The organism is Olleya sp. NP1-10, assembly GCF_055804415.1.
The window spans coordinates 1,333,344-1,359,630 of sequence record NZ_CM147840.1 but is presented as its reverse complement, the minus strand read 5'-3'; the positions used below and the strand labels follow the sequence as shown (position 1 = coordinate 1,359,630).

Annotated in this window: 19 protein-coding genes and 6 pseudogenes; 10 read left to right on the top strand and 15 right to left on the bottom strand. The window is 31.1% G+C overall.

The window, feature by feature from the left end:
• Nucleotides 1-8 precede the first annotated feature (8 nt).
• The 3 genes and pseudogenes from AC0L4B_RS06265 to mraZ all read right to left on the bottom strand — a co-directional run bounded on the left by AC0L4B_RS06265 (nucleotide 9) and on the right by mraZ (nucleotide 1,660).
• A complete protein-coding gene (locus AC0L4B_RS06265; RefSeq protein WP_473439014.1) occupies nucleotides 9-305 on the bottom strand; it encodes an FtsL-like putative cell division protein in 297 nt (98 codons plus the stop codon).
• Complete coding sequence (rsmH, locus tag AC0L4B_RS06260) at nucleotides 305-1,207, bottom strand: 16S rRNA (cytosine(1402)-N(4))-methyltransferase RsmH (RefSeq protein ID WP_473439013.1); 903 nt, start codon at nucleotides 1,205-1,207, stop codon at nucleotides 305-307. The genes AC0L4B_RS06265 and rsmH overlap by 1 nt, the downstream gene beginning before the upstream one ends.
• Nucleotides 1,191-1,660 (bottom strand): annotated as a pseudogene (gene mraZ, locus AC0L4B_RS06255) (division/cell wall cluster transcriptional repressor MraZ). The gene rsmH and the pseudogene mraZ overlap by 17 nt, the downstream one beginning before the upstream one ends.
• A gap of 282 nt (nucleotides 1,661-1,942) precedes the next feature.
• On the opposite strand from mraZ, the gene AC0L4B_RS06250 reads away from it, so the two are divergent.
• The 3 genes from AC0L4B_RS06250 to AC0L4B_RS06240 all read left to right on the top strand — a co-directional run bounded on the left by AC0L4B_RS06250 (nucleotide 1,943) and on the right by AC0L4B_RS06240 (nucleotide 3,529).
• Nucleotides 1,943-2,707, top strand: coding sequence for an alpha/beta fold hydrolase (locus AC0L4B_RS06250; RefSeq protein ID WP_473439012.1), 765 nt, complete (start codon nucleotides 1,943-1,945; stop codon nucleotides 2,705-2,707).
• Between the two features lie 74 nt (nucleotides 2,708-2,781).
• Nucleotides 2,782-3,387 carry a ribosome biogenesis GTP-binding protein YihA/YsxC gene (yihA, locus tag AC0L4B_RS06245; protein WP_473439011.1) on the top strand — a complete coding sequence of 202 codons (606 nt, stop codon included), beginning with the start codon at nucleotides 2,782-2,784 and terminating at the stop codon, nucleotides 3,385-3,387.
• 61 nt (nucleotides 3,388-3,448) lie between these two features.
• Nucleotides 3,449-3,529, top strand: coding sequence for a DUF2200 family protein (locus AC0L4B_RS06240; RefSeq protein ID WP_473439404.1), 81 nt, complete (start codon nucleotides 3,449-3,451; stop codon nucleotides 3,527-3,529).
• A 231-nt stretch (nucleotides 3,530-3,760) separates the two neighbouring features.
• On the opposite strand, the pseudogene AC0L4B_RS06235 reads toward AC0L4B_RS06240, so the two are convergent.
• Nucleotides 3,761-4,854: pseudogene (locus AC0L4B_RS06235) on the bottom strand (ABC transporter permease).
• A 39-nt stretch (nucleotides 4,855-4,893) separates the two neighbouring features.
• Nucleotides 4,894-7,051: pseudogene (locus AC0L4B_RS06230) on the bottom strand (carboxy terminal-processing peptidase).
• A gap of 154 nt (nucleotides 7,052-7,205) precedes the next feature.
• Between AC0L4B_RS06230 and surE the strand changes: the two are divergent.
• The 5 genes and pseudogenes from surE to AC0L4B_RS06205 all read left to right on the top strand — a co-directional run bounded on the left by surE (nucleotide 7,206) and on the right by AC0L4B_RS06205 (nucleotide 12,001).
• On the top strand, nucleotides 7,206-7,982 hold the full coding sequence (surE, locus tag AC0L4B_RS06225) for a 5'/3'-nucleotidase SurE (RefSeq protein ID WP_473439010.1): 777 nt from the start codon (nucleotides 7,206-7,208) through the stop codon (nucleotides 7,980-7,982).
• Nucleotides 7,972-8,253, top strand: coding sequence for a hypothetical protein (locus AC0L4B_RS06220; RefSeq protein ID WP_473439009.1), 282 nt, complete (start codon nucleotides 7,972-7,974; stop codon nucleotides 8,251-8,253). Before surE ends, AC0L4B_RS06220 begins: the two co-directional genes overlap by 11 nt.
• A 1-nt stretch (nucleotide 8,254) precedes the next feature.
• Complete coding sequence (gene lpxB / locus AC0L4B_RS06215; RefSeq protein WP_473439008.1) at nucleotides 8,255-9,373, top strand: lipid-A-disaccharide synthase; 1,119 nt, start codon at nucleotides 8,255-8,257, stop codon at nucleotides 9,371-9,373.
• A gap of 4 nt (nucleotides 9,374-9,377) precedes the next feature.
• Nucleotides 9,378-9,952: pseudogene (locus AC0L4B_RS06210) on the top strand (C40 family peptidase).
• A gap of 108 nt (nucleotides 9,953-10,060) precedes the next feature.
• Complete coding sequence (locus AC0L4B_RS06205; RefSeq protein ID WP_473439007.1) at nucleotides 10,061-12,001, top strand: ComEC/Rec2 family competence protein; 1,941 nt, start codon at nucleotides 10,061-10,063, stop codon at nucleotides 11,999-12,001.
• Between the two features lie 7 nt (nucleotides 12,002-12,008).
• On the opposite strand, the gene AC0L4B_RS06200 is transcribed toward AC0L4B_RS06205, so the two are convergent.
• The 5 genes and pseudogenes from AC0L4B_RS06200 to AC0L4B_RS06180 all read right to left on the bottom strand — a co-directional run bounded on the left by AC0L4B_RS06200 (nucleotide 12,009) and on the right by AC0L4B_RS06180 (nucleotide 18,155).
• Entirely contained in the window at nucleotides 12,009-12,437 is a 429-nt protein-coding gene (locus tag AC0L4B_RS06200) for a thioredoxin family protein (RefSeq protein ID WP_473439006.1), read from the bottom strand.
• Complete coding sequence (locus AC0L4B_RS06195; RefSeq protein ID WP_473439005.1) at nucleotides 12,400-12,558, bottom strand: hypothetical protein; 159 nt, start codon at nucleotides 12,556-12,558, stop codon at nucleotides 12,400-12,402. The genes AC0L4B_RS06200 and AC0L4B_RS06195 overlap by 38 nt, the downstream gene beginning before the upstream one ends.
• A gap of 105 nt (nucleotides 12,559-12,663) precedes the next feature.
• A pseudogene (locus AC0L4B_RS06190) lies at nucleotides 12,664-14,447 on the bottom strand (peptide MFS transporter).
• Nucleotides 14,448-14,520: 73 nt separating this feature from the next.
• Entirely contained in the window at nucleotides 14,521-15,942 is a 1,422-nt protein-coding gene (locus tag AC0L4B_RS06185; RefSeq protein WP_473439004.1) for a peptide MFS transporter, read from the bottom strand.
• A 26-nt stretch (nucleotides 15,943-15,968) separates the two neighbouring features.
• The gene (locus AC0L4B_RS06180) at nucleotides 15,969-18,155 is read right to left on the bottom strand and encodes a S9 family peptidase (protein ID WP_473439003.1); all 2,187 of its coding nucleotides are present in this window, start codon (nucleotides 18,153-18,155) and stop codon (nucleotides 15,969-15,971) included.
• 147 nt (nucleotides 18,156-18,302) lie between these two features.
• Between AC0L4B_RS06180 and AC0L4B_RS06175 the strand changes: the two genes are divergently transcribed.
• A complete protein-coding gene (locus AC0L4B_RS06175) occupies nucleotides 18,303-19,601 on the top strand; it encodes a hydroxymethylglutaryl-CoA reductase, degradative (protein ID WP_473439002.1) in 1,299 nt (432 codons plus the stop codon).
• Nucleotides 19,601-20,509 (top strand): GYDIA family GHMP kinase, encoded by a 909-nt coding sequence (locus tag AC0L4B_RS06170; protein ID WP_473439001.1) that lies wholly within the window; start codon nucleotides 19,601-19,603, stop codon nucleotides 20,507-20,509. Before AC0L4B_RS06175 ends, AC0L4B_RS06170 begins: the two co-directional genes overlap by 1 nt.
• A 76-nt stretch (nucleotides 20,510-20,585) precedes the next feature.
• Here the strand turns inward: AC0L4B_RS06170 and AC0L4B_RS06165 are convergent, their stop codons facing one another.
• From AC0L4B_RS06165 to AC0L4B_RS06145, 5 genes and pseudogenes are all read right to left on the bottom strand, one after another.
• Nucleotides 20,586-22,727 (bottom strand): SurA N-terminal domain-containing protein, encoded by a 2,142-nt coding sequence (locus tag AC0L4B_RS06165; RefSeq protein WP_473439000.1) that lies wholly within the window; start codon nucleotides 22,725-22,727, stop codon nucleotides 20,586-20,588.
• A 132-nt stretch (nucleotides 22,728-22,859) separates the two neighbouring features.
• Nucleotides 22,860-24,147, bottom strand: a pseudogene (locus tag AC0L4B_RS06160) (hemolysin family protein).
• The gene (locus AC0L4B_RS06155; protein ID WP_473438999.1) at nucleotides 24,148-24,333 is read right to left on the bottom strand and encodes a hypothetical protein; all 186 of its coding nucleotides are present in this window, start codon (nucleotides 24,331-24,333) and stop codon (nucleotides 24,148-24,150) included. It lies immediately after the preceding pseudogene.
• A 64-nt stretch (nucleotides 24,334-24,397) separates the two neighbouring features.
• Entirely contained in the window at nucleotides 24,398-24,952 is a 555-nt protein-coding gene (gene lptC, locus AC0L4B_RS06150) for an LPS export ABC transporter periplasmic protein LptC (protein WP_473438998.1), read from the bottom strand.
• The gene (locus AC0L4B_RS06145; RefSeq protein WP_473438997.1) at nucleotides 24,952-26,283 is read right to left on the bottom strand and encodes a hypothetical protein; all 1,332 of its coding nucleotides are present in this window, start codon (nucleotides 26,281-26,283) and stop codon (nucleotides 24,952-24,954) included. The genes lptC and AC0L4B_RS06145 overlap by 1 nt, the downstream gene beginning before the upstream one ends.
• Nucleotides 26,284-26,287 lie beyond the last annotated feature (4 nt).

Genomic DNA, 26,287 nt, shown 5'->3' with positions numbered 1-26,287 from the left:
TTTAACAATTATTTTTTTGGCGGAATTACTGAAGGCGCCAACCCCTTTTCTTTCATTTTTTTTACAACCGAAGATTCCATCTTAAGTTGCATCAATCTGGTTCTTCCATCATACAACTCGGATCGCAATTCTTTAACTTGATTATTAAGCTTTGCTATCTCATGTACTTTTTTATCCAAACTATGTGAACTTGCTATCATAACTAAGGCCAAAGCCGAAATAAATATGATAAGCTTCCAGTTTTTAAACGAATCTTCACTAACTAAAAAAGTACCTCTTAATAGGCTATAGATGTTTTTTTTCATTAATCAACCGTTGTTGCAATACGTAACTTTGCACTACGTGCTCGGTTATTTATTTTTATTTCTTCTTTTGTTGGTATTATTAATCCTCCAACTTTTTTTAATGGCACTTCAAAACGACCAAACACATCTCGTTCTGGCTCACCTTCAAATAAACCATTTCTTATAAAACGTTTTACCAATCTATCTTCTAAAGAGTGATAAGAAATTAAACTTAATCGTCCCTCTGGCTTTAAAATCTCAGGCGTTTGCTGTAAAAATTCTTTTAAAGCCTCAATCTCTTGATTAACCTCAATACGAATAGCCTGATATATTTGAGCTAAAATTTTATTTTCATGCTTTGGTGACAAAAATTTTTGCAACACCTTTTTAAGCTGATCACTTGTTTTTATGACTTCATCCTTACGATGCTCAACAATTAATCTAGCCATTGCAGGAGCAGCACGAAGCTCTCCATATTGTGACAAAACCTGTTTTAATTGCTCTTCATCATACTCATTAACCACATGATATGCCGACAATGCATCATTCTGATTCATTCGCATATCTAAATCTGCTTCAAAACGCGTCGAAAAACCACGCTCAGCAACATCAAATTGATGAGATGATACACCAAAGTCTGCTAAAACACCATCCACTTGTTTTACACCATGAAAACGCAAAAAACGTTTTATATACCTAAAATTTTCATGTATTAAAGTAAACCTAGGATCGTCAATAGCATTTTCAAGCGCATCTTTATCTTGATCAAAAGCATACAACTTACCATTTTTGCCTAATCGTTTTAAAATCTCTTTACTATGTCCTCCTCCTCCAAAGGTCACATCCACATACACACCATCAGGTTTAATATTTAAACCATCAACTGTTTCGTGTAATAATACTGGATTATGATATGCTGTCATCGTCTTCGTCGTTACCCATTACCTCTTCAGCCAAATCTGCAAAATCATCTGCAGCATCATCAATAGCTTTTTCATACTTTGTTTTATCCCAAATCTCAACAATATTAACAGCAGAAGACATCACTATCTCCTTTTTAATTGATGCAAAACCAATCAAATCTTTAGGTATCAACAAACGTCCACTTGCATCGACCTCGACAATTTTAACTCCAGCAGTAAACCTTCTGATAAAATCGTTGTTCTTTTTTTAAACCGATTTAGCTTATTAATTTTTTGCATTAACACATTCCATTCTTGCATTGGATACAACTCCAAACACTCCTGAAAAACTGCTCTTTTTATCACAAAACCATTTTGTAACTCAGGAGCCAACTGTTTTTTCAGCGCAACAGGAAGCATTAGCCTGCCTTTTGCGTCTACTTTACATTCGTATGTTCCTATTAATGAGTTCACAACCAATTTTTTGTGTCAAAATTTGTAAAAGTCAAATATATTGAAAAAAACACCACTTTTTACCACAATTTACCACATTGTTAATAAGTATTGCGATTTTAACAGAAAAATAAGTTTATAAAACCCCGAAAAACAAGCAAAAACCCTTTGAAATTGAGATAGAAATTGGTGGGATTTTTGAAGAGTGCAAATAAATAAAACTAAGTTGAAGATAATTGTTAAAATGCCTATTTTTTAAATGAAATACTTATATTTGCTTTCGATGCAAACTAGTAATCATTAATGAGTCGTACACTAAAAAAAGAAGGGAAATTTAACTACATAGAAGTTGGTGAAGGACAGCCAATTATAGTTCTTCATGGTTTAATGGGAGGCTTAAGCAATTTTGACGCAGTAACAACTTTTTTTAGCGACAAGGGTTACAAAGTCATTATTCCAGAACTCCCAGTATACACTATGTCCTTGATAAAAACTAATGTAAAAGCCTTTGCAAAATATCTTTTTGATTTTATTGAATTCAAAAAACTAGACAATGTTGTTTTACTAGGAAACTCATTAGGTGGACACATAGGTCTTTACCATACTAAACTGAATCCAGAAAAAGTCAAAGCTTTAGTTATAACCGGAAGCTCTGGATTATACGAAAGTGCAATGGGTGGAGGCTACACAAAACGAAGTGATTACGAGGTGATTAAGAAAAAAGCACAAGAAGTGTTTTATGACCCTAAAGTTGCTACTAAAGAAATTGTGGATGAAGTTTATGAAACCGTAAACGACCGTAATAAACTAATTAAAACCCTAGCTATCGCAAAAAGCGCTATTAGACACAATATGGCTAAAGACTTACCCAACATGAATGTACCAACATGTATTATTTGGGGTAAAAATGATGGTGTTACACCTCCAGAAGTTGCTAACGAGTTTAATGCACTACTACCAGACTCTGATTTATTTTGGATTGAAAAATGTGGTCATGCTGCAATGATGGAACATCCTGACACATTTAATCAAATTTTGTTTGATTGGCTAAAGTCTCGTCAAATCTAATAGTGTCAAACTATTAAGTATAAACTTTATAAAAGACATTTCTGTTTGATACAGAAATTAAATATAGTATTGTAATGCATATTAAATCTGCCGAATTTGTTACAAGTAATTCTGACGCATCAAAATGCCCAAAAGAAAGACTTCCTGAATACGCCTTCATAGGAAGAAGTAACGTCGGAAAGTCCTCATTGATTAACATGCTTACCAGCAGAAAAAGCTTAGCAAAAACATCAGGAAGACCAGGAAAAACACAATTAATAAATCATTTTATAATTAACCAAAATTGGTTTTTGGTTGATTTACCAGGTTATGGTTACGCACGTGTTTCTAAAAGCACTAAAAAGGTATTTCAAAAATTTATAACTCAATATTTTGAGCAACGCGAACAATTAGTTACAGCTTTTGTCTTGGTTGATATAAGACACAAACCTCAACCTATTGATCAAGAATTCATGCAGTATTTAGGCGAAGGTGGCATACCGTTTTCAATTATATTTACAAAAGCAGATAAACTTAGACCTAAAGCCATTGAAAATCACGTTGAAGAATACAAAAAAATACTACTAGAGACTTGGGAAGAAATGCCAAATTATTTTATTACTTCTTCAAGTAAAGATATTGGTAAAGAAGAGGTGCTAAACTACATTGACAGCCTAAACAATTCTATTGTTATAGAATAGAAGAAAAAAACTTCTTAATTATTATGTAAACAACATCAAACATAATAATCTAATTGCAAACATGACATTTACCTCTGTCTATCCACATTATCTAACTAAAGTTAATAAAAAAGGCAGAACTAAAAAAAGTTGCATGCTGTAATTTATTGGTTGACTAGTTTTGACAACAAAATAATTAATTAAATACAACACTTCTTTTAAAACTTAAAAAAACAGATTAAATCCTAAATCAGGACTAATTAAAGTTGTTATATGTAGCCATAGAATAAAGGAATTATCAAATCCATTCTAAACAAACCAGACACTTAGACAAACTAGTAGACGATTAGTTAAGGATTGTAAATTAGAGAATATATACTAGATAATAAAAACACTACTGCTTAACATCTAATGCATCACGCAGTGCATTACCTATGAGCATAAAAGCCATTACTAATAACATAATACACAAACCTGGTAATATCGCTAGATATGGCTTACCTAAAATAATATAGTTATAATGGTCTTTAATCATTGCTCCCCAACTTGCCATAGGTGGTTGTGCACCAATCCCTAAAAAACTTAATCCTGATTCTATTAAAATTGCGGCTGCAAAATTAGCTGCACAAATAACAATAACTGGAGCCATTATATTTGGCAAAATATGTTTTGTTATGATTCTAAAATCATTAAAACCTAAAGCTCTAGCTGCTGTTACATACTGCATTTGTTTTGCACTTATAATTTGACCTCTAACAACTCTAGCAACTTCAACCCACATTGTTAAACCTACAGCTATAAAAACTTGCCAAAACCCTTTACCTAAAGCCAAAGTAATAGCAATAACCAAAAGCAATGTTGGAATTGACCAAGTAACGTTTATAATCCACATTATAAAAGCATCTACTTTACCTCCATAATACCCAGCTACACTACCCATAAAAACACCAATAACTAAGGAGATAAATACTGCTACAAAACCAATAAAAAAAGAAATTCTTGCTCCTACCAACAACCTACTTAACAAATCACGACCATATTTATCTGTTCCTAAATAAAAAGTCACAGTCTTAATATATTGTTGCGCTGAGTTTTGCATTATAAAATCTGCTGCTATAGTTTTAGTCACTCCTTTTAAACCATCTGAAGCATACTCAGTGTACGTTAATTGGTTTTGGTCAAAGCTGTAATTTGTTATAGGAATTTCTGTACTAGTATTTTTTGTTCCAAAAAACACTTTGCTTAGAAAAGATTGATTGTTCTTTATTTTTGAAGGAATAGTTAACATATCTACTGTAAATCCTGGTGATTTAGAGTGAATAGAAACATGCATTTGGTTTGCATTTTGTGAAGCGTCAGGAGCAATCAAATAAGCAAAAATTGACACCATTCCAATTACAATAATAAATGACAAACTAAAAACGCCCCAAAAGTTTTTTTAAACTTCTGAAGCGCTATTTGAGTTAATGATTTAGCTGTAGTAGTCATTACTATTTCTAATTCTTATTATGTAAGAATTGATGTAATTTAATTTTTTATTGTTGCTACTTTTTTGATTTCGTAAGTCATTTTTAAGTCGTTTAACACATTAATTGCTTCTTCAACATAAACATCTTTACTTAAATTTTCATGCCATCTATTACGTTTATCACGAAGTATTGTGTCTTGTTCAAATAACTTTTGCTCATATGGTAATGATTCAAAAGTAAGATTGGTTTTATAATCTGAAATCGCATCAAATTGTTTTGACTCTTTTTCATTTAACTCCAATTCTGCTTTATACTTTTCGTAATTAAGAGAGTAATGATTATTATCCATTTTTGTTTTTGCCCATCTTGCACTATTCTCTATCAACTTAAGTTGCTCGTTATTTTCCATACGCTGCTTACTTTTAGCAATTGTTGCATCATAATCAAAATAGCTGTTCCAAATTTCAAATTCAACTGGTGTAATTTTATCCCAAGCTAAAGGGTTTTCTTGATCGCGCTCACCAATATCTATAAAACTATATCTATCCGGAACCACAACATCACTTTTAACACCTTCTAATTGAGTAGAACCACCATTAATACGGTAAAATTTTTGACGTGTTAACTTCAAAGCACCTAAATCACCGTGAGAACTATTGCGTACCATTCTGTTTAAATCTAGTACATTTTGTACTGTACCTTTACCGTAAGTTTGCTTACTTCCAATAATAATAGCTCTTTTATAATCTTGCATAGCTGCTGCTAAAATTTCTGAAGCAGAGGCAGATAATTCATTTACCATAATCACTAAAGGACCATCCCAAACAATAGATTTGTCTTCATCACTTAGAACTTCTTTAGGTGCATCCGTAGATCTAACTTGTACAACAGGTCCATCTTTGATAAATAAACCAGCCATATCAACAACAGTTCTTAAAGATCCTCCACCATTACTTCGTAAATCCAAGACTAAACCTTCGACTCCTTCTTCTTTTAAACGCTCTATTTCTAATTTAATATCTGTTGCAGCGTTTCTGTTTTTATAATCATCAAAATCTATATAGAATTTAGGCAGATTAATAACTCCGTAGTTTCTATTGTCTTTTTTAACAATTGAAGATTTTGCATAGGTTTCTTCAAGTTCAACAATATCTCTAGTAATGGCAATATCTTCCGTTGTACCATCTACTTTTTTCATTGTTAAAATAACCTTAGTACCTTTTGGACCTTTTATAAGTTTAATGGCATCATCAATACGCATACCAACTACGCTTATCGCTTCTTTTTCTTTTTCTTGACGCACTTTAACAATAGCGTCTCCAACTTCTATCTTACCATCTCTCCAAGCTGGTCCACCAGAAATTAATTCGACTATTTTAATATAATCCATTTTTTTGCAAACGTGCTCCAATACCTTCCAATTTTCCAGACATTTGTTGGTCAAATCTATCTTTATCTGTTGGTGCCATGTAAGATGTGTGAGGATCAAATTCTTCAACAATAGTATTAACATACATTGAGAACCAATCTTCACGATCCATATCTTCTACATAATCTGTAAAATAATTATCTAAAGTTTTTAAAGTTTCTGCTCTTGCATCCGCTTCAAGCTGAGTCAAACTTTTCTTCTCTTTAGACGTTTCTTCAACAACTGATTCTTCATCTTCAATTGTAGCTACTTCTTCATTTTGACCTTCAATTAGTAAATCATAACTAGATAAAGTATTAAATTTTAACTGTTGTCTCCAACGTTCTTTTAATTCTCCTTTAGTTTTTACAAATTTCAGAGCTTCATAGTCTGCATTGTAGCCTTCATCTAAATTAAAGTTAAATGGTTTAGACAAAATAGACTTGTAATATAATTTTGCTTCTTTTTGACGACTAATTAAACGCTCATGCACAACACTAAAAAATGTTATTTCATAGTTTTTTAATTGATCATCAATTAAATTTTCATACTTTTTAAATTCCTGTATATCAGATTGTAAAAAGTATCTTTTTAAAGGATCTACCAACTCTAAATAATCTGAAAATATTTCAGCTGAAAAATCATCATCAAGCTCTTTAGGCTCAAAGTGTAATTGATCTAAAGCTAATGTTATGATTTGAATTAGTAACTTATCTTTATCCGGATTATCATCTACCTTAGCTGTAAAACTACATGACCCAAAAGCCAATAGCAAAACAAGCAACATTATGTTATATTTCCTTTTCATTCTGATTATATTAAATTTATAAGAAATTTCTACTAAAGTAATGAAAAAACCATGCCAATAAAACCTTATCCGCCTAATTTTTTGTTAAACTAAATATTTTGGGCTGTAACGCTAGATTTTATGTATTTTAGCTAAGTAAAAAAACTATGTAATTATGAGCAAAAAACCGTTAATTTTAGTCACTAATGATGATGGGATTACTGCACCAGGAATTTTAGCTTTGATTGAAGTTATGGAATCACTTGGAGATGTTGTGGTTGTTGCACCTGATAGCCCACAAAGTGGAATGGGTCATGCTATTACAATTAATAATGTATTACATCTTGATAAAGTCTCTAAAAAAGGTGACAAAACATTGCAATACAGTTGTTCGGGCACTCCTGCAGATTGTGTGAAAATTGCAATTAACGAAGTTTTGGATAGACGTCCCGATCTTTGCGTGTCTGGTGTAAACCATGGTTCTAACAGCTCGATTAACGTGATATACTCCGGAACAATGAGTGCTGCTGTTGAGGCTGGTGTAGAAGGTATTCCTGCCATAGGATTTTCATTATTAGATTATAGTTGGGATGCTAATTTTGAAACCGCAAAAAAATATATTAAACAAATTGCTGAAAATGCGCTTAATAATGGTATTGCAGAAGGGGTTGTTTTAAATGTTAATATACCATCGTCTGAAAACACCGAAATTAAAGGTATAAAGGTATGCCGACAAGCTAGAGCTAATTGGAAAGAAAAATTTGACAAACGACAAACACCACAAGGTAAAGATTATTATTGGCTAACTGGTGAATTTGTAAATTACGATAAAGGCAATGATACAGATGAACACGCCTTATCAGAAGGTTATGTTTCTGTTGTTCCAGTACAGTTTGATTTAACTGCTCATCATTACATTCAAAATTTAAATAGCTGGCAATTTGAAGACTAAAAAAGATATCATTATAGGTTTTGTACTTGGTATAATTTCTACTTGTATTGGTTTTGTATTATACATTTTAATATTTTCTAAATATGGTATTGAAGAGACTATTAGACAAGCGTTGCAATTTAAATTTCTTGACAAATTGGTAAGTTTAGGTGCATTACTTAACTTAGGACCTTTCTTTTTCTTTTTAAACAGAAAACAAGACAATAAAGCCAAAGGTGTATTGATAGCAACATTAATTATTGGTTTAATCCTTATAATAAATAGATTATAAATTGAAATATTATATCATTTCTGGAGAAGCATCAGGAGATTTACATGGCTCTAATCTAATGAAAGCGCTGCAAAAACAAGACGTTAATGCAGATTTTAGATTTTGGGGTGGAGACCTTATGCAAGATGTTGGAGGAACATTAGTAAAACACTATAAAGCTTTAGCTTTTATGGGGTTTTCTGAAGTAATAATGAATTTACGTACCATTACTAAAAACCTATCGTTTTGTAAAACAGACATTGAAAAATACAATCCTGATGTCATTATTTTTATTGACTATCCTGGTTTTAATTTACGAATTGCAAAATGGGCAAAACAAAAACAATTTAAAACACACTATTATATATCTCCTCAAATTTGGGCTTGGAAAGAGGGTCGCATTAAAGCTATAAAAAATGATGTAGATCAAATGTATGTTATCCTTCCTTTTGAAAAAGATTTTTATGAAAAAAAACATAATTATCCTGTTCATTTTGTTGGCCATCCTTTAATTGATGCTATTTCTGACAGAATTCAAGTTGATGATTATAAATTCAGAAAAGACAATGGGTTAAGTGATAAACCTATTATTGCTTTACTACCAGGAAGTAGAAAACAAGAAATAACAAAAATGTTATCTGTAATGCTTAGCGTTGTGGATGACTATCCAGATTACCAATTTGTAATTGCTGGTGCGCCAAGTCAGGATTACAGCTTTTACAAGACATTTATAAAACAAAGTAACGTCAGCTTTATAAGCAATAAAACTTATGATTTACTGAGTTTATCTACTGCTGCGCTTGTTACTTCTGGAACTGCAACATTAGAAACTGGACTTTTTAAAGTCCCACAAGTCGTTTGTTATAAAGGGAGTTGGGTATCTTACCAAATTGGTAAACGTGTTGTAAACCTAGATTATATTAGCCTTGTTAATCTTATTTTAGATAGAGAAGCTGTAACAGAATTAATACAGAATGATTTTAATACTAAAAATCTAAAATTTGAGTTAGATAGAATTATTGATGAATATGAGCGTACCAAATTTTTCATGGATTATTATGAACTTGAAAAAAAATTAGGCGGTAAAGGCGCAAGTCAAAATACTGCAAAATTAATTTATGATGCACTAAACGATAAATAAATACATGAAACGAATCGCTACTCTCCTACTTATTAGCACAATTTTATCCTGCGGAAGCTCTAAAAGCAAACGCGTAGTAACCACAAAATCTGAAAGTAAATCTGTTATTCAGTCTAGATCCACTAAAAACAGAAAAAGACCACCTAAAACTGTCGTTAGTAATAAATCTACTATTGAGACTATTCCTGTAACCAACAAAACTATAGCCAATATTATAAGTAAAGCTGAAAGTTTTGAAGGGGTAAAGTATAAATATGGAGGTACTACAAAAAAAGGAATGGATTGCTCTGGATTATTATACACATCGTTTGGATCTGAAAACATAGCAATACCAAGAACGTCTAGCGCACTGTCAACCTATGGAGACTGGGTAGATGTTAAGCAAGTACAAGAAGGTGATTTACTTTTTTTGCTACCAGAAGTAATAGCAGAACTATAAATCATGTTGGAATGGTTACCTCGTCAAGAGCAGGTCGTGTCGAGTTTATACACGCTAGCACTAGCAAAGGCGTAATGACTAGCTTGTTATCAGAACGTTACTGGTACTTTGCTTTTGTACAAGCACGTCGTATATTGTAAGAATAATCCTTATATTGAAGAATGAAAATATTTCATTTTTCAATTATTAAGCTTGCTTTTTGTTTAATTATCGGTATAATTATTTCCAAATATTTAAACATAAGCCTATTGATTAGTCTTACAACTTCAATTGTATTTACTAGTCTGACTGTACTGCTTTATTTTCTTTGCAAAAAAAATAATAGCCTTTTTACTGCTTTCGGTATTTCAACATTATTAAGTTTTATTTGTATTGGAGTTTTAGTTACTAATATAAATGAAGACTTACGTAAACGTTCTCATTTTTCTTCTGTTTTAAGTGAAACTACTTCTGAACAAAACATCACTTTTAGGATTAGAGAACTTTTAAAACCTAATGCATTTAGCCAACGTTATTATGTAGATATTTTACAAATTGAAAACACAGTAGTTACAGGCAAAGCATTATTAAACATTAAAAAAGACAGCTTAAATACAATTTTACCAATTGATGCTATATACTTTTCAAAAACAAAACTAAATGCTTTACAATCTCCTTTAAATCCTGATCAGTTTAGCTACAAAAACTATTTAGCCAAACAACAGGTATATTTTCAATTGTATGAAACTCATCAAAACTTATTACAATTAGATTATCAAACCAGAACCGCATTTGGATTTGCTGCTAAATTTAGAAATCTAGTAAATTCTAAATTAAAGCCATACAAATACACCCAAGACCAACTATCCATAATTAATGCTTTATTATTAGGTCAAAGACAGCATATAACTAAATTGGTTTATGATAACTATACCAATGCAGGAGCTATACATATATTAGCTGTATCAGGATTACATGTTGGAATCATACTATTAATTCTGAATTTTATTTTTAAACCCTTAGAACGCTTAAAAAAGGGATTACTAATAAAAACTAGTATCATTCTAGTTCTACTTTGGATTTATGCATTAATTGCAGGAGGATCTGCCTCTATAATTAGAGCAACAACAATGTTTAGTGTAGTTGCTATAGGAATGAACTTAAAACGTCCAACAAACATTTACAATACTTTAGCGATTTCAGTATTTATTCTATTATTGATCAAACCCAATTTTTTATTTGATATTGGATTTCAGTTAAGTTATGCAGCTGTTATAGCTATCGTTAGTTTTCAACCAATTTTAGAACGCCTTTGGTCTCCAAAATATTTGCTTAGTAAAAAATTATGGCAAACTTTAACAGTCACAGTGGCTGCACAATTTGGAATTATTCCTGTAAGTCTATATTATTTTCATCAATTTCCAAGTTTATTTTGGTTATCAAACCTTGTTGTTATTCCATTTTTAGGTATTATTTTAGGTTTTGGAATATTAGTTATTGTTTTGTCACTTTTTGGTATGTCTAAAAGTATTCTATCTGACGCTTTTGGATTTGTGATTGATTGGATGAATCATTTTTTTGGCTGGATATCTAACCAAGAAGGCTTTTTAATAACCGACATACCTTTTACAATTACACAGGTTATAATTAGCTATCTTGTAATATTATGTATTTACAAATTGTTTCAGCTAAAAAGCTACAAATGGGTAACACTAACGTTTGTATCTGTTATAATGCTACAAGCCACTTATGTTTATAATTACTACAGTACAAAAGGAGATAGACTTATTGTATTTCATAAAAGTAGAAATACACTATTGGGACAAAAGCACAATAATACATTAGTATTGTTTTCTAATTTAAAGTCAGCCGAAAACAATAGCATAATTAAAAGCTATGCTGTCAAAAACAATATTAAAACCATACCATCACAAGCTTTAAAATCTATCTATAAATTGAAAGATAAGCATCTATTAATAGTTGATAGCTTGGGTGTATATAATTTAAATGGGTTAAAAGTCGATTTTGTATTATTAACACAGTCACCTAAAGTGAACTTAAACCGCTTGATTGACAATTTAAAACCCAAAGCGATTATTGCTGATGGAAATAATTACAAATCGTATGTTAAACAATGGAGCAAAACTTGCAAAAAACAAAAGCTCCCATTTTACCATACTGGCAAAACGGGAGCTTATATTATAGAGTGAAAAAGTGTTAAGCGTTGTCCTTAAACTCGGCTTTAAACTCTTTATAATATTTATCAAAATCTGTTTGAGTTTTCATCTCTAAATGTTTGTTGGACTCAAACATTTTTAAATACATTTCAAGTTGCTGTGGTGTTTTATATCCTGTAATTGGCGCTATCAATTGTGCGTCTTCGTCAAAAAACAATAACGTAGGGTAAGCTCTAACACCTAAACCTCTTGATAATTGATGCGCAGAATTACGTCTTGTAGCCTTAGCTGGATCGTAATTAGGATTAGTATAAGTCTTACCTTTAAATTCTATAGTTTCATCTCCTTCTGCATTAAACTTAACAGCATAAAAGTTTTTATTTACATAAGCAATGACATCTTTATTAGAAAAAGTACGTGCATCTAACAACTTACAAGGTCCACACCATGAAGTGTAAGCATCCATCATTATTTTTTGGGTTCTTTTTTTGAAGCTCTACAGCTTCTTCTAAAGTTAACCAGTTAATTTTATCTTGAGCAATCGTATTGATTGTAAATAATAAAGCAAGCGCTAAAAGTAAGTTTTTCATTGTTAGACTGTTTTTGTTTTGTAGTCGCAAATAGTGTTCCAAATTTACAAAAAAAGAAACGCCTCAATTAAGAGGCGTTTTTAATTTATAAGTTATGATGTTAAATTATCTAATTCCATGCATTAATTTTTTTAATAACGGATTTAAAACTGCAGATACTAAACCAATAGCAATTGGTACTAAAGTAAAGATTAAGAAAAATGTACTTAAAGAATACTCTTCAGTAATTTTATCAATCATCCCTCCCATTGTTCCTGCTGCCTTTTGTCCTATAGCTATTGCCAAATACCATATACCAAACATAAATCCAATCATACGTCCTGGAACTAATTTACTTAAATAAGACAAACCTATTGGAGATATACATAGTTCTCCCATTGTATGTAATAAATAAGCTAAAATTAAAAAAATCATGCTTACTGATGCTGTTTTAGCACCTTGATCAATACCTAAAGTACCAAAAACAAGAACACCAAAACCTAGTCCTAATAGCACTAATCCAATTCCAAATTTCATCGCAGCACTAGGGTTGTATTTGCTTTCCCACCATTTAGAGAAAAATGGAGCCAATGTGATTATAAAAAATGAGTTTAGGATACCAAACCAAGTCGCAGGAACCTCTGTACCTTCTTTACTAAATTCATTATTAATTTTATAAATAACTATTGCCCATAAAAGCACAAAAGATAATGCTAAGATGATATTAGATAGTGCAATTTTTTTGTAGGTTTTCTGGAATAATAAATATAAAACCCAAGTTATAATAGCCAAGGGTCCAACTGTTAATATTAAATCTACAATTTTAAAAATCATAGCAGAACTACCTGCAAGTGCTCTAGATGTATAATCTCTAGCAAAAATTGTCATAGATCCTAAAGATTGTTCGAAAGCAGCAAAGAAAAATACTGTAAAAACACCAAAAATAGAAACAGCAATAATACGATCCCTAACAATTTTTGTATATCTGGATATTCTTGTTATGATTAAAAATAAGAACATTGCTAAAGAGCATAAAATAATAACATTTGAACCATTAAATGAACCTACATTAAAAGGCACAAAATTAATCCCTGAAATTTTTTCTAATGGATCATTTATTAAATACAATAATCCTCCTATTGAAGATAAAACAATTAATATTTTATCTAACATAGTGAAAGGATTTAGCTTCTCTACCTCTTTAGTTTCTGTATCTAAAACAACACTTTCTTCGTTAATATTTTGAGGCAATTCAACTTCATGAACTTTTGAAGGTTTTTCTCCAATACTCCCAAAAAGTCCTTTGCTAACCAAAACTGAATTAAGCCTAATAACATAAATATACCTGCTAGACCAAATCCATAACTCCATCCTTCATTTTCTGCAAGGTAACCACATAACATCATTCCAAAAAAAGCTCCTGCATTAACTCCCATATAATATATAGTATATGCTCCATCCTTTTTAGACTCTTTACCTTTATACATTTCAGAAATCATTGATGTCATATTGGGTTTAAAAAAACCTGTTCCAATAATTAACAATGCTAAACCTATATATAATGATGCTGGAGTTTCAAAAATCATTGACAAATGTCCTAACATCATTATAAAACAACCAATAATAACTGCCCATTTGTAACCCGTATATTTATCTGCTATCCATCCTCCTAAAATAGGTGTTAAATATAATAATGCTCCATATGTACCAATTAATGATAAAGCGTGCTCTCTTGGCCATTCCCAACCAGGATTATCACTTATTATTGGAGCTGTTAAAAACAAGACTAATAAAATACGCATTCCGTAGAACGAAAAACGCTCCCACATTTCAGTAAAAAATATTATAAATAATCCAGCTGGATGACCTATAACTTTGTCTTTAAATAGATTTTCAATATCTGTATTCATTTTTTATTATAGTTAGTTAAAAAAAGAAAACCTCACAAATTAATATTTGTGAGGCTTATGCATTTATATTTATTTAGTTTTCAGCTAATTCAAAACCTTCAGCTTCTTCGTATTTTGTATCTTTTATATCTTCCGCACCATGAGTAAGTCTTTTAAGTGGTTTTAAAATTAATATAATTAATACTCCAAAAATAGTACAAAACACACCTATACCTGTAAACACTTGAAACTCTCCAGCACCTTCAGATAATCCACCAACTAAACCTGCTAATTTATTTCCTAAACCTGTAGCTGCAAAATAAGCTCCCATCATAAAAGAAGCATATTTTAAAGGTGCTAATTTTGTAATAAATGACAGCGCAACCGGAGAAGCACAAAGTTCTCCTACAGTATGAAACAAATAAGCTAACACTAACCAAATCATTGCAGATTTTTCAACTATAGTATCACCATTCATAACAACTTCTGTCGATGCCTTACTCATAAAAAAGAATCCAAAAGCCATGATTATAACACCTATTGCCATTTTGAATAAAGAAGAAGACTCTTTGCCTTTCCTTCCCCATTTATACCAAAAACCACCAACAGCTGTACCTAAAACAATAATGAAAAAAGCATTAATTGATTGAAATACTGCTGCTGGAATTTCATTTCCAACAAATGGTAAAGAAAAAGATAAAATTCTGTCTGTTTTTTGTTCAGTATATAAACTCATCAAACCACCTGCTTGTTCAAATGCACCCCAAAAAACAATTATTATTAAAAAAGATAAAAACATTACTAACATTCTATCTTTTTCAACTTTTGTTAAAGGCTTTTTCATTAATTCTTTATTAGGAGAATCTGCTTTCCCTAAAAACTCTCCAACACCGTTTAAATATTTTGTTCCAAACATATAAACAACTTGACCAAGTGCCATACCGATACCAGCTAATCCAAAACCATAATGCCAACCATATTTAGCAGCTACAGCTCCAACTAATAAAGCTCCTAAAAAAGCTCCTAAATTTATTCCTATATAAAAAATATAAAACCCTTTATCTCTTCTATCATCTCCCTTTTTATAAAGCCCTCCAACCATTGTGGAAATATTAGGCTTTAAAAAACCTACTCCAATAACAATAAATATTAATCCAGTAAAAAAGGCCCACTGAGCATCTACAGCTAAAATACCATGTCCAACACAAAGTAATAATCCTCCTAGCATTACAGCATTTTTTTGCCCCATAAATTTATCTGCTATCCAACCACCAGGTATAGATGTCAAATAAACAAACATGGTATATGTACCATAAAACGAAAGTGTTTCGGCATTAGACCAACCATAACCTGATTGTGGGTCTCCTACTAAAACAGGAGCTGCAAGAAAAAGGGTTAAAATTGCACGCATTCCATAATAAGAAAAACGCTCCCACATTTCGACAAAAAACAGAACATATAGTCCTAAAGGATGTCCAAGTAATTCTTTTTCTTTAACTTCATTCGAAAGTTCCATATTGTTTATCTATTAGTTAGTTTAGTTTAAAGTTTATCGCCTAAGGTACGATTAATAAAGTTTGTCATTTTTGTATATAAGTGCAATCTTGTATTTCCGCCATAAATACCATGATTTTTATCTGGATAAATCATCCATTCAAATTGCTTGTTAGCTTGCACTAAAGCTTCAACCATACGCATTGTATTTTGCACATGTACGTTATCGTCTCCTGTACCATGTATTAATAAAAAGTCTCCTTTTAATTTATCTACATGATTTATTGGCGAATTGTCATCGTAACCGCTAGCGTTTTCTTGTGGAGTAGTCATGTAACGTTCAGTATAAATAGAATCGTAAAACCTCCAACTAGTAACAGGAGCAACAGCTATAGCCATTTTAAACACATCATTCCCTTTAAATAATGCATTACTACTCATAAAACCTCCATAGGACCAACCCCAAATTCCCATTCGACTAGAATCGATATAAGATTTTGCTCCTAATAATTTTGCAGCTGCTATTTGGTCTTCTACCTCAAATTTACCTAATTCATTTTGAGTAACTTTCTTAAAATCGGCTCCTTTAAACCCTGTTCCTCTTCCATCAACACAAGCTACAATGTAACCCTTTTGTGCTAACATTTGGTACCAATAATCATTAGCACTATTCCATTTATTAGCGACTTGTTGAGATCCTGGACCAGAATACTGGAACATAAATAATGGATATTTTTTTGTCGCATCAAAATTTGCAGGTTTGATCATCCACATATTTAAATCGTTTCCGTTTATGTTAATTGTAGAAAACTCTTTTTCAGATAATTTATAATTTGAAACTAATGCTTTTAAATTAGCATTGTCTTTAATTGATTTTAATACTTGTCCTGATTTAGCATCGTTTAAAGTGTATAAATAAGGAGTTGTTGCACTAGAATATGTATTTATAAAATAAGTAAAATCTGCACTAAAATCTGCATAATTAGTACCTGTCTGTTGTGTCAATCTTGTTTTTTGCGTCCCATTTAGTTTAATAGAATACACGTCCCTGTTAATGCTCCCGTTTTCAACCGATTGATAAAAAATCTTACCAGACTTAGCGTCATAACCATAATAGCTAGTTACTTCCCAATTTCCTTTAGTAATTTGATTAATTAATTTTCCTTTACTGTCATAATGATAAATATGGTTATATCCATCTTTTTCACTAGTCCAAATAAAACTATCGTCTTCTAAAAAGGTTAAATTATCAGTAACATCAACATAAGCTTTATCAGTTTCGGCTATAGCCAAATTAGCTTTGTTTTTTTTAGCATTTATCATCCATAGATCCAATTGATTTTGATGACGATTCATGTATTGTGCACTTAGTACATCACCATCGTTTGTCCATTTAATACGTGGTATGTAAAAATCGTTATAAGATTTATCAACTTTTACTTCTGTTAACTTATTAGCCTCTAAATCGTATAAATGCAATGATACTTTAGCATTTTTTTCACCTGCTTTAGGATATTTAAAAACAGTTTGTGTTTGGTATAAATCTTTACCATAAACATCCATTGAAAACTCAGGTACATCAGTTTCGTCAAATCTAATAAACGCTATTTTGTTACTATCAGCATTCCAATCAAAAGCACGTACAAAAGCAAATTCTTCTTCATAAACCCAATCAGTAATACCATTAATAATTTTGTTTTTTACACCATCAAATGTAAACTGTGTAATTTTTCCTGTTTGTAAATCTTTTACATAAAGGTTATTGTTTAAACCAAACGCTATTTTTGTTCCGTCAGGTGAAAACGTTGGTTCTTGTATTTTGTCTTCACTAACCAAAGTTGTTTTTAAGGTTTTAGTATTGTAAACAAAATATTTACCTAAAGAAGAGTGTCTAAAAATAGACTCTTCTTCGGTTGCCAAAAGCACTTGACTTTCGTCATCACTAAAAGTATAATCTGTAAAATACCTTAAAGCTTCAATATCTGTAGAGCTTACTAAAGTCTTAACTTTTTGCAATGTTTTATAATCGTAAATATCTATAGTTGTTGCACCTTTAGATCTATCAAAATTTAAAACTGAATATTGCTGACCATTATTCATTGAGTGTAAAGCATCTAAACCTTCAGTTCTAAAGGTACCAGACCATATTTCTTCAAGTGTAATTTGCTTATTTTGAGCAGTTAAAAAGGAGGTTGCTAAAAAGCATAATAGAGAAAGAATTCTTAAAATCTTCATGTAATATTATTTTATTAATAACAGGATGTCAAGTTTACTAAAAAATAGCCAAAAAACAGTAAATATTAACACATAAATGCGCAATATTATAACGTTTAGCAAAAATTGAAACAGTATATAGTATCTTTGTCGTTTAAATTAAAATGTATGAGTGTACTAGTTTCTGGATTTTCTAAATTATCTAAAACCGAAAAAATTGATTGGTTAATAAAAAACCACTTATCTGATCAAAAAAATGCTAAAGACATCCTAACACAGTATTGGAATAGCGACCAAAAACTACAACAATTACATGACGAGTTTATAGAAAACACAGTATCTAATTACTACCTACCACTAGGTGTAGCACCAAATTTTGTTATAAACGACAAAATTTATACTATTCCGATGACTATTGAAGAAAGCTCAGTAGTTGCAGCAGCCAGTAAAGCTGCAAAATTTTGGCAAACACGTGGTGGATTTAAAACTAAGGTTATAGCAACAAATAAAATTGGACAAGTCCATTTTACTTATCCTGGAGCTTTTTCAGACTTAGAAGACTTCTTTAGAACCATTAAACCCAAATTAATTCAAGATGCTAAACCCATTACAAAAAACATGGAAAAACGTGGTGGTGGGATATTGGATATTCAATTAAAAAACAAGACCAAAGCTTTAGATAATTACTACCAACTGCATGCCACATTTGAAACTCTGGATGCAATGGGAGCCAATTTTATTAACTCATGTTTAGAGCAATTTGCTAAAACTTTTAAAGCTGAAGCTGAAGCCACGCTGCCTATGCCTGTAACAGTAATTATGAGCATTTTATCTAATTATGTTCCGGAATGTTTGGTAAGAGCTGAAGTAAGTTGTAACGTGGAAGATTTGGCCGAAAAAGACATAGATCCTAACACCTTTGCTGAAAATTTTGTACAAGCTGTTAAAATAGCCGAAATCGAGCCATACAGAGCAGTTACACACAATAAAGGTATCATGAACGGAATTGACGCTGTTGTATTAGCTACAGGGAACGATTTTAGAGCTGTAGAAGCTGGTATACATGCTTATGCTGCAAAAGATGGTCAATACAGTAGTTTAACACATGCTAAAATAGAAAATGGCATTTTTACCTTTTGGATGGAAATACCGCTAGCCTTAGGGACTGTTGGTGGTTTAACTAGTTTACATCCTTTAGTTAAATTAGCATTACAAATATTGGATCAACCAAACGCAAAACAGTTAATGCAAATTGTAGCTGTTGCTGGTTTAGCACAAAACTTCGCAGCTTTACGTAGCTTAACGACAACAGGTATTCAAGAAGGACACATGAAAATGCATTTAATGAACATCTTAAATCAGTTTAATGCTACAGAAAATGAGAAAACTGAAATTATTGAGCATTTTAAAACCAATATTGTAACTCATAGTGCTGTTGTTGAAGCTATTGAAAACATTAGACAATAATGCAAACATTTTATAGTCACGGAAAATTATTATTGACAGCAGAATATGTGGTATTAGATGGCGCAAAAGCTTTGGCTGTACCAACAGTATTTGGACAATCATTAACTGTTGAAACGATTACTGAACCTAAAATAATTTGGACTAGTATTGATAATGATAACAACACTTGGTTTGAGACTTCATTTTTAATAGAAAAACTTAACAATCCACTTCAATCAAATGATGAAATTTTAAACAGATTATATCAAATACTTAATGCTGCCAAGCAGCTAAACCCTGATTTTTTAAATAATAATAATAAAGGTTATAAAATTACGACTAGTTTAGAATTTCCAAAAAATTGGGGATTAGGTACTTCATCGACTTTAATAAACAATATTGCACAATGGGCTAAAGTGGATGCTTACAATTTGCTAAAACTCTCTTTTGGTGGAAGTGGTTATGACATCGCTTGTGCTAAACACGATTCGGCAATTATATATCAAATTAAAAACTCTAAACCAACTGCACAATTGGTAGGTTTTAAACCTTCATTTTCTGATCAACTGTATTTTGTTCATTTAAATAAAAAACAAAACAGTCGAGAAGGAATTGCACATTATAAAGCTAATAGAACTAATCTGACAGAAACTATTAAGCAAGTTAATCACATCACTGCTTCAACTTTAAATTGTAAGTCATTAAAAGAATTTAATTGTTTAATTGATGAACACGAAGCTGTAATAGCTAACATAACAAATCAAAACACTGTTAAAAACACTCTTTTTAAGGATTTTAACGGAAGTATAAAAAGTCTTGGAGCTTGGGGAGGAGATTTTATTTTAGCTACTAGTACAACTAACCCAAGAGATTATTTTAAAGCTAAAGGCTATACTACTATTTTAAAATATGATGATATGGTATTGTAGATACAATTAATATATAAACATAAAAAAGCCTTTTCAATAATTGAAAAGGCTTTTTTTAGTTATAAACTTATATTGTTTATTGTACTGTTTTTGCTCTAAAGTCTTCAATTTCTGAAGATTCTTTTAACGCATTGTACAATCTACTTTGTACAGAACTTAATTTTTGAGTACTTACTTGCTTAGCAAATGGTAAGTAGTTTTCAATTTTAGTAGCAGGTGTCTTTTTAGTTACCTGAACCATAAATATTCCAGTGTTTCCTTTAACAATTTTAGATGTAGCACCTTCTTTTAAACCAAAAGCAGTTCCAACTACTAATGGCTCTTTTCCTGCTCCAGCAATTGTTGGGTTTTTCATATTAATAGCAGATGCAGATTTAACCGTTTGGTTTTCTGCAGCAGCAAACGCATCTAATGACGTTGCATTAACCCTGTCCATTATTAATTTAGCTTTTTTCTCTTTTCTAACTGCTGGTAATGCTGTAACAGAAGCATCTTCAACACTCATTACACCTTTATCTTGTTTTGCTGTTAATTGTGCAATAACAATTCCACCAGGTACATTATCAAAACGCTTGTAGTCACCTATGCTTGTAGCATCTTCAAAAGACCAACGAACAATTTGACGTTGATTACCTAAACCAGGAATACTTTCGTCTAACTCATTAGCTGTCATTGGACGCACATCATAATTTGCAGCTTTAGCAGCCTCAGCAAAATTACCGTTAGCAATTGCTAATTCAAAGTTTGAAGCATCTGTAAATATTTTGTCTTCAGTTTTTGATGATGGTGCTACTTTTCTAGCAATAGTTGCTATTTTGATAGCTGTATCTTCATTTTTCTTATCATCTACTCTAATAATATGGTAACCAAAGTTAGTTAATACAACATCAATGCTTCCTTTTTCATTAAAGAATAAGAAGTTAGCAAAATCAGGATCAAAAGCTGCTGGATTGTAAGTTGACAATCTAGTCCATCCTATGCTTCCGTCTTTACCTTTAGTTCCGTCTGTATTAATTTCGTTAGCAATTTCTGCAAATTTAGAAGTACTGTTTTTTACTAATGGGAAGATACTATCTACAATTGCTTTAGCTTCTTCTTTAGTTCTTGTTACATCAGCTCCTGCTCTTGTTGTTCCAACAAAAGGAACTATAATATGGCTAGACTCTATTGAATCTGCTAATTTTTTATAATCTAAAACTTTAGTCATTTTGTAATAGTTACCTTCTTTGTAAGGACCATACACTTGACCTGCTTCTAATTTAAAAATAGTATCTGCAATTGCAGTTGGTAAGCTAGTTTTATATTGATATTTATCAACATATTTAAAATCGTCTGAATTACTATTTACAAAAGCTTCAATATCTGTAGCCTTTAAAAATCCAACTTTTTTATCTGTTGCTTTAGTCGCTTCGTTATAAACTTCGGAATCGTTAAGTAAATCTTTTAATTCAGTTTGTATCGTTTGCTCATCCTCTAAAGACGCAACTTCTTTAAAAAACACATATTGAAAACTTCTACTAGCTTCTGCTTGGTATAATTTTGGGTTTTCACTAATGTAAGACTTAATTTCTGAAGTACTTACTTTAATTGTGCTATCTGCAATAGATGTGTAAGGTACTTGTACATATTTAATATCTACTTTATCACCTTCTAATTTGTGTTCTAATTGACCTTCAGCTAAAGTTGCTGTTGTACCAGCTTTAACCATGTTAAAATAGTTAGCCTGTAAAGCGTTTGTTGCTAAAGCTTGCTCTGTGTTAATCCAGTTTTGGTAGGCTTCATTTGAAGAGTTTTTCAAGTTATCTATAAATAACTTTACTTTAGACTCGTCAAAAATACCAGCTTCATTTACAAAAGTAGGATCTGTAGCGTAGTTTGTTTTAATAAGATCTCTCATTTGCTCAGACTCGACAGTCATTCCTAACTTATCGATTTGATCATTCATAACAATTTCTCTTACTTTAGTTTCAAAAACGCTATTCATAACTTGACTAGTAGTTGCGTTTGGTCCCATTTGTCTTTGTTGAAACTCAACAAGATTAGAAAACTCTGCTCTAGAAATGTCTTGACCATTAATTGTAGCTACAACATCTGGTGACTTAGAAAACAATGCATCTTTATTATCAAGTAAGCTTGATAAAATAAAAGCGAATAATGCTAATGCAATAACTAATATTAATACAACTGTTTTTTGTCTAATTTTATTTAAAATTGCCATTTTTTGTTATGAATTTTATGAAATAATGTCTGCGAAAATACCATTTACAATTCAATAATAAAAGTACTTTTTACAATAAATAGTTTAAATAGATAGACTTGAGTAAAAATGAAAGAAAATTGAAGAGTAACCTTAGTCTTCAGGTTTGATATTAAGTTCAACCAGCTCGATTTTAGTATTTGAGGCTTCTAAAATTTTAAATTCAAATTTATCAGTCTCTACAATTTCGCTTTGCAAAGGAATTTGTTCTGTGTGGTCCACAATAAGACCTCCTAAAGTTTCGTAGTTTTCTCCTTCAGGTAAATTAAGCTTATAAGTTTCGTTGATATAATCAACCTCTAATCTTGCTGAAAACACAAATTTAGTCTCACTTTTTTGTTCTTCAATTAAATCAATAGTATCGTGTTCATCTTCAATTTCGCCAAATAACTCTTCTACTATATCCTCAACCGTCATTATACCAGACGTCCCACCATATTCATCTACAACAACAGCTATGCTCTTGCGTTTTTTAATTAAAACATTAAGTATATCCTTAATTAACATCGTTTCTGGAACCAGTTCTACAGGCATAATCATAGAACCTATATTTTTTGGTTTTTTGAACAAATCAAAAGAATGTGCGTAACCTAGAATATCATCTATCGTTTCTTTGTATATTACTATTTTAGAACATCCCGTTTCGGTAAATAATGCACTTAATTCTTGCACTGAATCTTGAAGTTCTAAAGCAATAATTTCGGTTCGAGGCACCATAACTTCTCTTGCTTTAACTTCTGAAAACTCTAATGCATTTTGAAAAATTTGTATTTCAGAATCGATATCTTCATCTTCTTCAATACTTTCCATTTGCTCACTTATGTAGTGACCTAATTCTACTTTAGTAAAAGCTAGTTGTACTTGATCACCTTCAGTTTTGAAGAATTTTTTTAACACAACATCACTAATCCAGATTACAAAATCTGAAACCCAACTGAATAACAAATAAAAAAGATAAGCAGGAAAAGCCAAAACCTTTAATAAGGTGTTTGAATATATTTGAAAGAATACCTTAGGTAAAAATTCGGCAGTAAATAAAATTAGTAACGTTGATAGTATTGTTTGTGTCAACAAACTAAAATCGGTAAAAACATAGGTTAATAAAGCATTAGTGGTCGGTAAAAAACTCTGAAACCAATCCATTAATAAGTCTCCCATAAAAAAACCATAAATTACTAATGCTATATTATTTCCAATTAGCATTGTAGCAATAAATTTAGAGGGTTTAGCTGTAATTTTGGATAAAATTTCAGCTAAAAATCCTTCCTGTTTTTTTCTATTTCAATATGAATTTTATTGGAAGACACGTAAGCTATTTCCATTCCAGAAAAAAAGCGGAAAGAAATAAACATACGACAATGATAATCACTGATGACACCATTTATTTACGATTTTTATTATCGAACTTTTTATTAAATTTTTGTTTAAAAAAGAACATAAAAATAGCTGTTAGTCCTAACAACAAAGACATGTAAGCTCTAGATTCTCCCCAACTAGCAAAAGCATCGTATAAAAATAAAACAGCAAAAACTAAATAAGCGTATTGAAAAATTTTAAAAACTTTCATTTATAAATTAATAAGTTTAAGTAAATATACTAAAAATGGTAAAGCTTAGACTTTAAAGCAGCAGTTATTCTTGGACAGCAAATTGACCTGTAACTCCTAAAATTTCGGCTTTTGTGAAATTTTTATCAGAATCAAAACCATTACCACTAGTAACGTATCCCTTTGATCTGTACGTCGCAGGTTTATTAGTAAACAACCATTCTTTACTTTGGTCATAATACAGTTGATCCGCATACAGTGTATCCTTGGTTGGTGTTGCAGCAACAACATTACCTTGTAAATCTATTAAATTAGTGTTATTGTAAATAATAGCATAGTCTGAAATTATAGTCGTCTTTGCATTTTTTGCATCATACAAATACAAAACAATACCATCAGGAAACTCTGAATAAGGAAACATCCTATTACTATAATCAACCATTTTTGGACTAACCAAATTAGCAGCAAGTCTACCTGAATCAGTACGTTTGACATTAATACTATCAGACACACCCACAGGCTCATTAGCAGACATACTCATCTTTTTAACGTCCTTTAAATTGCTTTTACACGCAAAAAACAAAGTCATAGCAAATGCTATGACTGAGTTTTTAATAATATGTAAGTTATGCTTTTGCATTATAGACTTGGCACTGTTACACTTCTTCCAATCCAACATCCAATCTTGATTGTTTGTCCTGCATTACCTGCAGAAAATATCTCAGATTTAGTTGGAGCTTTAGCTTGGTAACTATTTGCTAATGCAGTGTTACCAGCTTTTCTAGCTTCGGTTACAGCTAACCAGAATACAGCACGTTTATTAAAGTTTGTATCACCACAGCTATTAGCACTTGCAGCATAAGATCTTGAGATATACTCATGAGGCTTCTTATCTGATGGGTTTAAAGATAAGGCTTGTTGAAAATATTGTCTAGCCTTACCATAGCTTCCGCTTTTATAAAAATCTAATCCAATTTTCTTAGTCAATTTAGCCTTTTTGATAGGATCTGTCTCTAATTGCATAGTTTGATCTAAATATCTTTGCTCTCCTGTATTTATATATAAATAATACGCTGTATCTGCGTTAGGCTCGATAGTATTCTTTTGATTTAATATTTTAACAAACATAGGATCAGTTTTACATCCTTTTTCGTAAAGCTTGTTCATTGCACGTTGTAACCAAACTGTATTATTTTTGTTAGCTTCATAATCCTTTTGGTATAAAGGAATTAAGTTTTGACAGTTAGCTCTGTCTCCTAATTTAGAATCTACACTACCTACTATTTGATCAAAAACTTTTAATGAGCTTTCGTAATACTTTTTGTATTGCTTGTCTTTTTTTGTTAAAGCTGTTCCAGCCTCCTCTTTAGCAATAAGCTTGTTTAAACCTTCAGAACTAATTTTTACTTCAGTTTCAATTTTATCCACTACATCATCATACTTGTCAAATAACTCTTGATCAGTTTTCTTACCTGCATCAAATAAATCAACCATTAGTGAGAAGTAAGTATATAATGCTTTAGGGTTTTTAAATGTTTTTAAATCTGTTTTGTAAGCTTTATCAAAAGTATTGTACACGTCTTCATTAGATAAACCTAATTCAGTTTTATACTTATACATTAATTGCGCTTTGTCAGACACCATATCTCCAACCTTAGTTTGGCTTTCAAAATGCACAAGTCTTTCATCATACATTGATAATAAATCTTTAACGTAAGCTAATTTATCTGTATCTGAAGCTTTATCTATATAATGATTTAATATTTTTTCACCATATACATAAATTGCTTTATTGTATTTAGGACATTCTTTTCTTAAGTCCATAAATGGTTGGTAAGCTGCCTCATAATTTTTAGCTTTGGCTGCTTCAGACATTAAAGACAATTTGGTCATGCACTCTTCTGTATTTTGTGCAAATCCAAAATTAAGCCCAAACATCAAAGCTATTAATAATGTAATTTTAGTTCTCATAGTC

What these genes read in the sequence shown, in the direction of transcription:
- AC0L4B_RS06240 (WP_473439404.1), top strand. Translation starts at nt 3,449, where the DNA reads ATGACATTTACCTCTGTCTATCCACATTATCTAACTAAAGTTAATAAA.
- AC0L4B_RS06250 (WP_473439012.1), top strand. Translation starts at nt 1,943, where the DNA reads ATGAGTCGTACACTAAAAAAAGAAGGGAAATTTAACTACATAGAAGTT.
- AC0L4B_RS06185 (WP_473439004.1), bottom strand. Translation starts at nt 15,942, where the DNA reads ATGGAACTTTCGAATGAAGTTAAAGAAAAAGAATTACTTGGACATCCT.
- AC0L4B_RS06175 (WP_473439002.1), top strand. Translation starts at nt 18,303, where the DNA reads ATGAGTGTACTAGTTTCTGGATTTTCTAAATTATCTAAAACCGAAAAA.
- lptC (WP_473438998.1), bottom strand. Translation starts at nt 24,952, where the DNA reads ATGCAAAAGCATAACTTACATATTATTAAAAACTCAGTCATAGCATTT.
- AC0L4B_RS06165 (WP_473439000.1), bottom strand. Translation starts at nt 22,727, where the DNA reads ATGGCAATTTTAAATAAAATTAGACAAAAAACAGTTGTATTAATATTA.
- surE (WP_473439010.1), top strand. Translation starts at nt 7,206, where the DNA reads ATGAGCAAAAAACCGTTAATTTTAGTCACTAATGATGATGGGATTACT.
- AC0L4B_RS06180 (WP_473439003.1), bottom strand. Translation starts at nt 18,155, where the DNA reads ATGAAGATTTTAAGAATTCTTTCTCTATTATGCTTTTTAGCAACCTCC.
- yihA (WP_473439011.1), top strand. Translation starts at nt 2,782, where the DNA reads ATGCATATTAAATCTGCCGAATTTGTTACAAGTAATTCTGACGCATCA.
- AC0L4B_RS06265 (WP_473439014.1), bottom strand. Translation starts at nt 305, where the DNA reads ATGAAAAAAAACATCTATAGCCTATTAAGAGGTACTTTTTTAGTTAGT.
- AC0L4B_RS06200 (WP_473439006.1), bottom strand. Translation starts at nt 12,437, where the DNA reads ATGATGGATGCTTACACTTCATGGTGTGGACCTTGTAAGTTGTTAGAT.
- rsmH (WP_473439013.1), bottom strand. Translation starts at nt 1,207, where the DNA reads ATGACAGCATATCATAATCCAGTATTATTACACGAAACAGTTGATGGT.
- AC0L4B_RS06195 (WP_473439005.1), bottom strand. Translation starts at nt 12,558, where the DNA reads ATGAAAAACTTACTTTTAGCGCTTGCTTTATTATTTACAATCAATACG.
- AC0L4B_RS06170 (WP_473439001.1), top strand. Translation starts at nt 19,601, where the DNA reads ATGCAAACATTTTATAGTCACGGAAAATTATTATTGACAGCAGAATAT.
- AC0L4B_RS06145 (WP_473438997.1), bottom strand. Translation starts at nt 26,283, where the DNA reads ATGAGAACTAAAATTACATTATTAATAGCTTTGATGTTTGGGCTTAAT.
- AC0L4B_RS06155 (WP_473438999.1), bottom strand. Translation starts at nt 24,333, where the DNA reads ATGAAAGTTTTTAAAATTTTTCAATACGCTTATTTAGTTTTTGCTGTT.